The organism is Sandaracinobacter sp., assembly GCF_041909755.1.
GTDB lineage: Bacteria > Pseudomonadota > Alphaproteobacteria > Sphingomonadales > Sphingomonadaceae > Sandaracinobacteroides.
Genome location: NZ_JAYRCW010000116.1, coordinates 1 through 6,585 on the forward strand (window position 1 = coordinate 1; position 6,585 = coordinate 6,585).

General features: G+C 68.7%; 8 protein-coding genes and 1 tRNA gene. 7 read left to right on the forward strand and 2 right to left on the reverse strand.

Annotation, left to right across the window (positions count from 1 at the left end; translation table 11 throughout):
• The 7 genes from ACE3O8_RS12260 to ACE3O8_RS12290 form a co-directional block, all read left to right on the forward strand.
• The coding region (locus tag ACE3O8_RS12260) for a S16 family serine protease (protein ID WP_374390142.1) at positions 1-298 on the forward strand (298 nt) is incomplete at its 5' end.
• A gap of 80 nt (positions 299-378) precedes the next feature.
• Positions 379-453 (forward strand) — tRNA-Val (locus ACE3O8_RS12265).
• 65 nt (positions 454-518) lie between these two features.
• The gene (locus ACE3O8_RS12270) at positions 519-1,028 is read left to right on the forward strand and encodes a glycine cleavage system protein R (RefSeq protein WP_374390144.1); all 510 of its coding nucleotides are present in this window, start codon (positions 519-521) and stop codon (positions 1,026-1,028) included.
• Positions 1,029-1,071: 43 nt separating this feature from the next.
• On the forward strand, positions 1,072-1,749 hold the full coding sequence (locus ACE3O8_RS12275; protein ID WP_374390146.1) for an energy transducer TonB: 678 nt from the start codon (positions 1,072-1,074) through the stop codon (positions 1,747-1,749).
• Positions 1,750-1,778: 29 nt separating this feature from the next.
• Complete coding sequence (locus ACE3O8_RS12280) at positions 1,779-2,969, forward strand: M20 family metallopeptidase (RefSeq protein ID WP_374390148.1); 1,191 nt, start codon at positions 1,779-1,781, stop codon at positions 2,967-2,969.
• A gap of 40 nt (positions 2,970-3,009) precedes the next feature.
• Positions 3,010-3,897, forward strand: coding sequence for a hypothetical protein (locus ACE3O8_RS12285; protein WP_374390150.1), 888 nt, complete (start codon positions 3,010-3,012; stop codon positions 3,895-3,897).
• Positions 3,897-4,442 (forward strand): hypothetical protein, encoded by a 546-nt coding sequence (locus ACE3O8_RS12290; protein ID WP_374390152.1) that lies wholly within the window; start codon positions 3,897-3,899, stop codon positions 4,440-4,442. Before ACE3O8_RS12285 ends, ACE3O8_RS12290 begins: the two co-directional genes overlap by 1 nt.
• Here ACE3O8_RS12290 and ACE3O8_RS12295 read toward each other — a convergent pair.
• Positions 4,432-4,782, reverse strand: coding sequence for a DUF3147 family protein (locus tag ACE3O8_RS12295; RefSeq protein ID WP_374390154.1), 351 nt, complete (start codon positions 4,780-4,782; stop codon positions 4,432-4,434). The genes ACE3O8_RS12290 and ACE3O8_RS12295 overlap by 11 nt on opposite strands.
• Positions 4,783-4,789: 7 nt before the next feature.
• The coding region (locus tag ACE3O8_RS12300) for an alpha/beta fold hydrolase (RefSeq protein WP_374390155.1) at positions 4,790-6,585 on the reverse strand (1,796 nt) is incomplete at its 5' end.

The following is a 6,585-nucleotide window of genomic DNA, read 5'->3' on the forward strand; positions in this document are numbered from 1 at the left end:
CACCCTGCGCGGCCGGGTGCTGCCCATCGGCGGCCTGAAGGAAAAGCTGCTGGCTGCGTTGCGCGGCGGCATCACCACCGTCCTCATCCCGGCCGAGAACGAGAAGGACCTGGAGGATGTTCCCGCGAACGTCCGCGAGGGGCTGACCATCATCCCGGTCAGCCATGTGGATGAAGTGCTGAAGGTGGCCTTCGCGCGGCCGATCGAGCCGATCGAGTGGAACGAGGCCGATGAAAAGGCCGCAGCCCCGGTGCCGCCCGTGCCGCCGGCCCCCCCTGCGGCACCGATGACGCACTGACCGGCCAGAAGGCGGTTGACAGGCGGCGGGCCATCCCTTACCCGCCGCCCCTCACCGGATGGTGCCCGACGAAACGGAACGGGCGCGTAGCTCAGCGGTAGAGCACTGCTTTCACACGGCAGGGGTCACAGGTTCAATCCCTGTCGCGCCCACCATCCGGTCTTCCCGCCATCCGCTCCAGCGCCTATCGTCAGGCCAACCAGAACGGAGCGTGCCCAGCATGAACAGCCAATTCGTCCTCACCATCATGGGGGAGGATCGCCCCGGCCTCACCAGCGCCCTGTCGGCTGCCGTCTTCCGGTCGGGCGGCAACTGGCTGGAAGGGCATCTGTCACGTCTCGGCGGCCTGTTCACCGGGGCGGTGCTGATCGAACTGCCGGCAGACCGGCTCCCGGATCTGAAGGCCGCGATGGCCGCGCCCGACCTCGCCGCGCTGAAGGTGGATATCACGCCCGCCGGCGATCAGGGCCAGCCGGGCGAGCGGCTGCACCTTTCCCTGACCAGCGCGGACCGGCCCGGCATCGTCAATGAACTCAGCCTCATCCTCGCGCGGCTGGGCGTCAACATCGTGGAGCTGGAAACCAGCGCCGCGGAAGGGGCCTGGCAGGGTTCCCCCATCTTCCGCGCCAGCCTGCAGCTCGCGCTGCCCGCCGGCCTCTCCCACACCACCCTGCAAGAGGCGCTGGAACAGCTGTCGGGCGACCTGATGGTGGAGGTGGAGCCGGCCTGAGCGGCGAGCCGCGATGCGCTTCCACCCCTCAGACCGGAAGGCCATGGCGCTTGCAGCCGTGATCCTGCTGCACCTTGGGGTGTTCGCCCTTCTCCTGCGCCCGATCCTGATCGAGATCGCGCCGCCCGCCGACTCGCTGATCATCGTCGATGTGCCGCTGCCGCCCGCGCCCGAAGCCGAAAAGCCCGGCACGCCAGAGCCTGAGGCCGCGGCCGCGCCGCCCGCGCCCCGCGCAAGGCCGAAGCCGGTGGCCGCCCCTCCCCCGCCGGTCCCCCCCGAACCCAGGCCCTCCCCCGTTGCCCCGGCCCCGTCCACCGGCACCGAAACGCAATCGGGCGCCGCCGCCGCCAGCCCCGGCACGGGCGCATCGGGCGCGGGCATCGGCGCTGGTGCGGGGGGCGCCGGCACCGGCCAGGGCGGCGGGGGCGGCGCTGTCCGCGCCCGCTGGAAATCCGGCCGCATCGACCGGCGCGATTATCCGCCGGATGCCGCCCGCGCCAATCTGGGCGGACAGGTCACCGTGCATCTGGATGTCGGCGCCGATGGCCGGGTCACCGGCTGCACCGTCGCCCGCTCGTCCGGCGTCCCCTCGCTTGACGCTGCCACCTGCCGCCTCATCCGCCAGCGCTTCCGCTATGAGCCTGCGCGGGACAGCGCCGGAAACGCCATCCCGGCCGTCGTCGGCTGGCGGCAGGACTGGTGGCTGGAACCCCCGCGCTGATGCGGCTACCCTTCCCGGCGGAGGTTCCCATGACAACGCTTGTCGCAGATGCCGAAGCCCTGCTCCCCGATCTCGTCACGCTGCGGCGCGCGATCCACCAGGACCCCGAACTCGGCCTTCACAATCCCAGAACGGCCGCGAAGATCCGCGCCGCGCTGGCCGGCCTGCCGCTGGAATGGCGCGAAGGCCCCTCCACCTCCGGCCTCGTCGCGACGCTCAGGGGCGGCGCCAACGGCCGCACGGTGCTGCTGCGCGGCGATTCCGATGCCCTGCCCATGCAGGAGGATACCGGCCTCGACTTTTCCTCGAAGACGCCGGGCGCCATGCACGCCTGCGGCCACGACAGCCATGTGGCGATGCTGGTGGGAGCCGCCCGCATCCTGTCGGCCCGGCGCGACGAACTGGCCGGCAGCGTCAGCTTCATGTTCCAGCCCGGCGAGGAAGGCCATCATGGCGCCCGCTTCATGCTGGTAGACGGCCTCCTCGATCCCCTGCCGGATGCCGCCTTCGCGCTCCACATCATGCCCAACGCGCCCCACGGCCTCGTCTGCGGCCGCGCCGGGCCGCTGATGGCCTCGGCAGACAAAATCCGCGTCACCGTCAACGGCCGGGGCGGCCATGCCTCCATGCCGCACGATGCGCTCGATCCCGTTCCGATCGCTGCCGAAATCATCCTTGCGATCCACACATGGGTCACCCGAAATGTCTCCATCGCCGATCCTGCCGTCGTCACCATCGGCGAGCTGAAGGCGGGCAGCACCGACAATGTGATCCCCGAAACCGCCATGCTCTTCGGCACGATCCGCACCTTGAGCGCGCGCCAGCGAAGCGCCGTGCAGGCGGGCCTGAAGCGCCTCGCCGAAGGCATCGCGGATGCGCATGGCGCCTCTGCCACGGTGGCGTTCCAACAGGGCTTCCCCGTCACCGTCTGCGACGCGGATGCCGTCGCCTTCGGAGAACGCACGGTGAGGGCGCTGCTGGGGGACGAGGCCTGGGTCACGCTCGGCTCCCCGATGATGGGGGCGGAGGATTTCTCCTATGTGCTGGAAAAGGTGCCGGGTGCGATGTTCTTCCTGGGCGCTTCCCACGAAGGCGCGGACTGGCGCAGCTGCTGCGCCCTGCATTCCAACCGCATGGTGCTGGACGAAGCCGTGATGGCGCGTGGCGCAGCCGTCCACGCAGCGCTCGCCACCCGTTTCCTTGCCGAAGGCTTCGGCTGACGGCTTGCCATAAGGCCCCGCCTGTGAAACCTTTCCGGCCATGACGGGGGCTCGAAGCAGGCTGGCATTGCCCCGCGCGGCGGCCCTGTCCGGCGCGCTGGCCGCGCTGATGGCCTGCTCGGCCCCGTCCGAACAGGCGGAAGCGCCTGCCGCCGCCGAACTGTCACCCGCCCCCGCCTCGCGCTGGCCCGCCGACTATGCAGCGATGCGGACCGCCGCGCACGGCTTCGCAGCCGACATCGTCGCGGCAGAGGCGGAGCGGATGGCAAGCGCTGCAGCCGGCGGCTTCGCGGACCCGCAGCAGTTCGACACCTTCGATTGTTCGGAGCCTGATGCCGAGCCCGTCGAACTTCCGGCGGCGGAGCAGCAGAAGATCCTTCTCGCGCATCAGGCCGTGGTGCTGGAAGCCAGGCTGAAGGCGGCCGGCTACAGCCCGGACGTGTGGCAGGGGCCGGTCGATCAGCTGCAGTCGCAGATCCTCGCGCTGCTGGATGGCCCCGTCCCCGCCTATGGCGAACCCGCACACGAGGCGTTCGAAGCGCAGATCGGCAATCTGTGGCAACAGGCGACTGCCGCCATGGAGCTGAACCGACAGACGCTGCAGTCCGAAGCACCGCCCATCATGCGCGAAGGCGGCTGCGGAGCCGCCGAAACCCCGTTCCGCCTCGTCGCGGACCCGCCCGGCGGGCGCGTCTGGCTTGCCACCCGCTTCGCCTTCCAGACCTGTCAGGCGCTGGGCAAGCCCGGCTGGGACCGGTCCGAATGCCGCTGGACGGAAATGGCACCGGATCGTGCCGCCTATCTTTCGGGCAACTATATGGTGCAGGCCGAATGGCCCGACGGCCGCTCGCTGAAATCATCGCAGAAATTCCAGGGCGGAGAGGAATCCGGCGAGGAGCCCGTCACCGTCACCATCCGGCCCGGCTGATGCTCGACTATCTCCGCACCATCCAGCAGGCGCTGAAGATCGGCGGCGCCATCGCGCTGCTCCCGATCCTTGCCGCCCTTGCGGGCCTGTCGCCGCCCTGGCCGCCGGCCATTGCGGGCGTCTCCGCCCTTCTCATCCTGGTCATGTCCGCCGTTGTCTGGGAATGGGTGAAGGACAGCCGCCGCTCGACCCGCCGCATCTGGGTGCTGGCCGCCCTCTTCCTCACGATCGGCGGGATGATCGCCTACCTCATTCTCTACAGCTTCTTCGTGGAGCCGATCCCCGGCACCGGCGAACGCGTCATCCGCGGCTATGAATGCACCCGCGAAGCGTTGCTGGTGCACAAGTCGGCCTGCCCTGATCTCCCGCGGGACGCGCTTGCCGACGCGGAATGGGAAGCCACCCTGTTGTGGACGCGCCAGTCCGTCACCATGATCCGCCTGGGCCTCGCCCTCAGCTGGCTGATCTTCACGGCGGGCCTGATCGCCACCATGGGCGCCATTCTCGCCGGCCGCCGCGAAGGGCTGAAGGCGCCTAAAGCCTGATGCCCACGCGCGGGGCCAGCCAGAACATCCCCAGATAGAGCAGCGCCGTCAGCCCGATCGAAAGGCCCATCGCCAGCCAGAATCCGAAGCCGTTGCGCAGCAGCAAGGGCAAAAGCAGGAACATCGGCATCGAAGGCAGGAAGAACCAGAAGGCGCTGACGGACAGCCGTGCAATCTTTTCCGGGTCGCGCGTGCCAGTCCACAGCCACAGGAAGGTGAGGATCGAGACCAGCGGCAGCGAAACGATCAGACCGCCCACCGCAGGCCAGCGCCGCGCCACTTCCGAGGCGATCGCGATGATCGCCCCGGAAACCAGCGCCTTCATCAGCAGCAGCCACATGGCGCTGCTATTTCCCGCCTTCCAGCGCCGCCTTCAGGCCCGGCGCGAACTCCGCCCCGTGTGGCACCTGCGCGGTGGAGGCCTTCACCGTGTCGCCGATCGGCTCGGCCCGGCCGCCCAGGCACTGGCTCAGGAAATTCTCCGCCACCGCCATGAAGGCGATGCTGTTCACGGGCCGGGCAAAGCCATGGCCTTCATCCGGGAACAGCACATAGGTCACGGGGATCTTCTTCGCTTCCATCGCCGCCACGATCTGGTCGCTTTCGGCCTGCTTCACGCGCGGATCATTCGCCCCCTGCCCGATCAGCAGCGGCCGCTGGATCCGCTCGGCATAGGTCAGCGGCGACCGTTCCTTCAGCCATTTCTGGCCTTCGGGCGTCTGCGGATCGCCCATCCGGGCCACCAGCTGCTTGTAGAAGCTCTCCCAATAGGGCGGCACCGTGGACAGCAGGGTCTGCAGGTTCGACGGCCCCACGATATCCACGCCGCAGGCGAAGGTGGTGGGCGTGAAGGTCAGCCCGGCCAGCGTCGCATAGCCGCCGTAAGAGCCGCCCATGATCGCGATGCGCGCGGGATCGGCATAGCCGCCTGCCACCGCCCAGTTCACCGCGTCGATCAGGTCGTCGTGCATCTTCGCGCCCCACTCGCCGTTCCCGGCGTTGGTGAAGGCCTTGCCGAACCCGGTGGAGCCGCGGAAGTTCGGTTGCAGCACGGCATAGCCCCGGTTCGCCAGGAACTGGGCGTATCCGTCGAAGCCATAGCTGTCGCGCGCCCAGGGGCCGCCATGCACCAGCAGCACCATCGGCACCGGCTTCGCTGGCTTCGCCCCGGCAGATGGCGGCAAGGTCAGGTAACTGACGATCGTCTTGCCATCGCGGGACCGGATCTCCACCGGCCGCATTTCGGCCAGCGGCGCGCCCACCAGCTCGGGCCGGCTGTCGAACAGTTTCGTCAGCGCCTTCGCCTTGCGGTCATAGACAAAGGCCGCGGCGGACGCCGTCGAATTGTCCGTCGTCACGATCCAGCGATCGTCCGCATGCGTCCGGGATGAAAGCAGCCAGTTGCCCAGCTCCTTGTTCAGGAAGGCGATGTCGCCCGCCACGCCCGGCTCCAGCACGGCCCATTCCGGCTTCAGATAGTCATAGTTCGCGGCCTCCACGGCCATCGTCGCCGGGTTCACCAGCAGGCTGCCCACATCGGCGCGCGGATTTTCGGAAACCAGCCGTGTCGTGCCGGTCGCCCAGTCCATCGCATAGAGCGCGCCGGTGTCGCGGTTGCGGCTGTCCTGGAAGTACAGCGTCTTCCCGTCGGCGGTGAAATGCAGCGGGCCGGTCGTCTGGCTGTCATCCAGGCCATAGGTCAGGAAGGGCTTGCCGGACACCTTGCCATTCTCGATCCGGAACACGTCCTGCCCGCCCGCCGCGTTGGGGCGAACAGCCGCGCGCAGCACCAGGTCTTCGTCGGCGACGAACCCGGCATAACCGTCGTTGCGCATCACCTCGGTCAGCTTGCCGGTCTTCAGGTCCAGCGACCAGACATCATGCCATTTGGGATCGCGGTTGTTCAGCGAGATCAGGATGCGGTCCGGATGCCTGTCGGACATGGCCACGATCTGCACCGTGGTCTTTTCGAAATCCGTCAGCAGCTTCGGCGCCCCGCCTTCCGCGCGCACACCGTACAGCAGGAAATCCTCGTTCCCGCCCGCATCGTTGATGAACAGGATCATCGAGCTGTCGGGCGCCCAGAAATGCTGGCGGATCGGCCGCTTCGTTTCCGCAGTCAGCGCGCGGGCCCTGGAAAGAT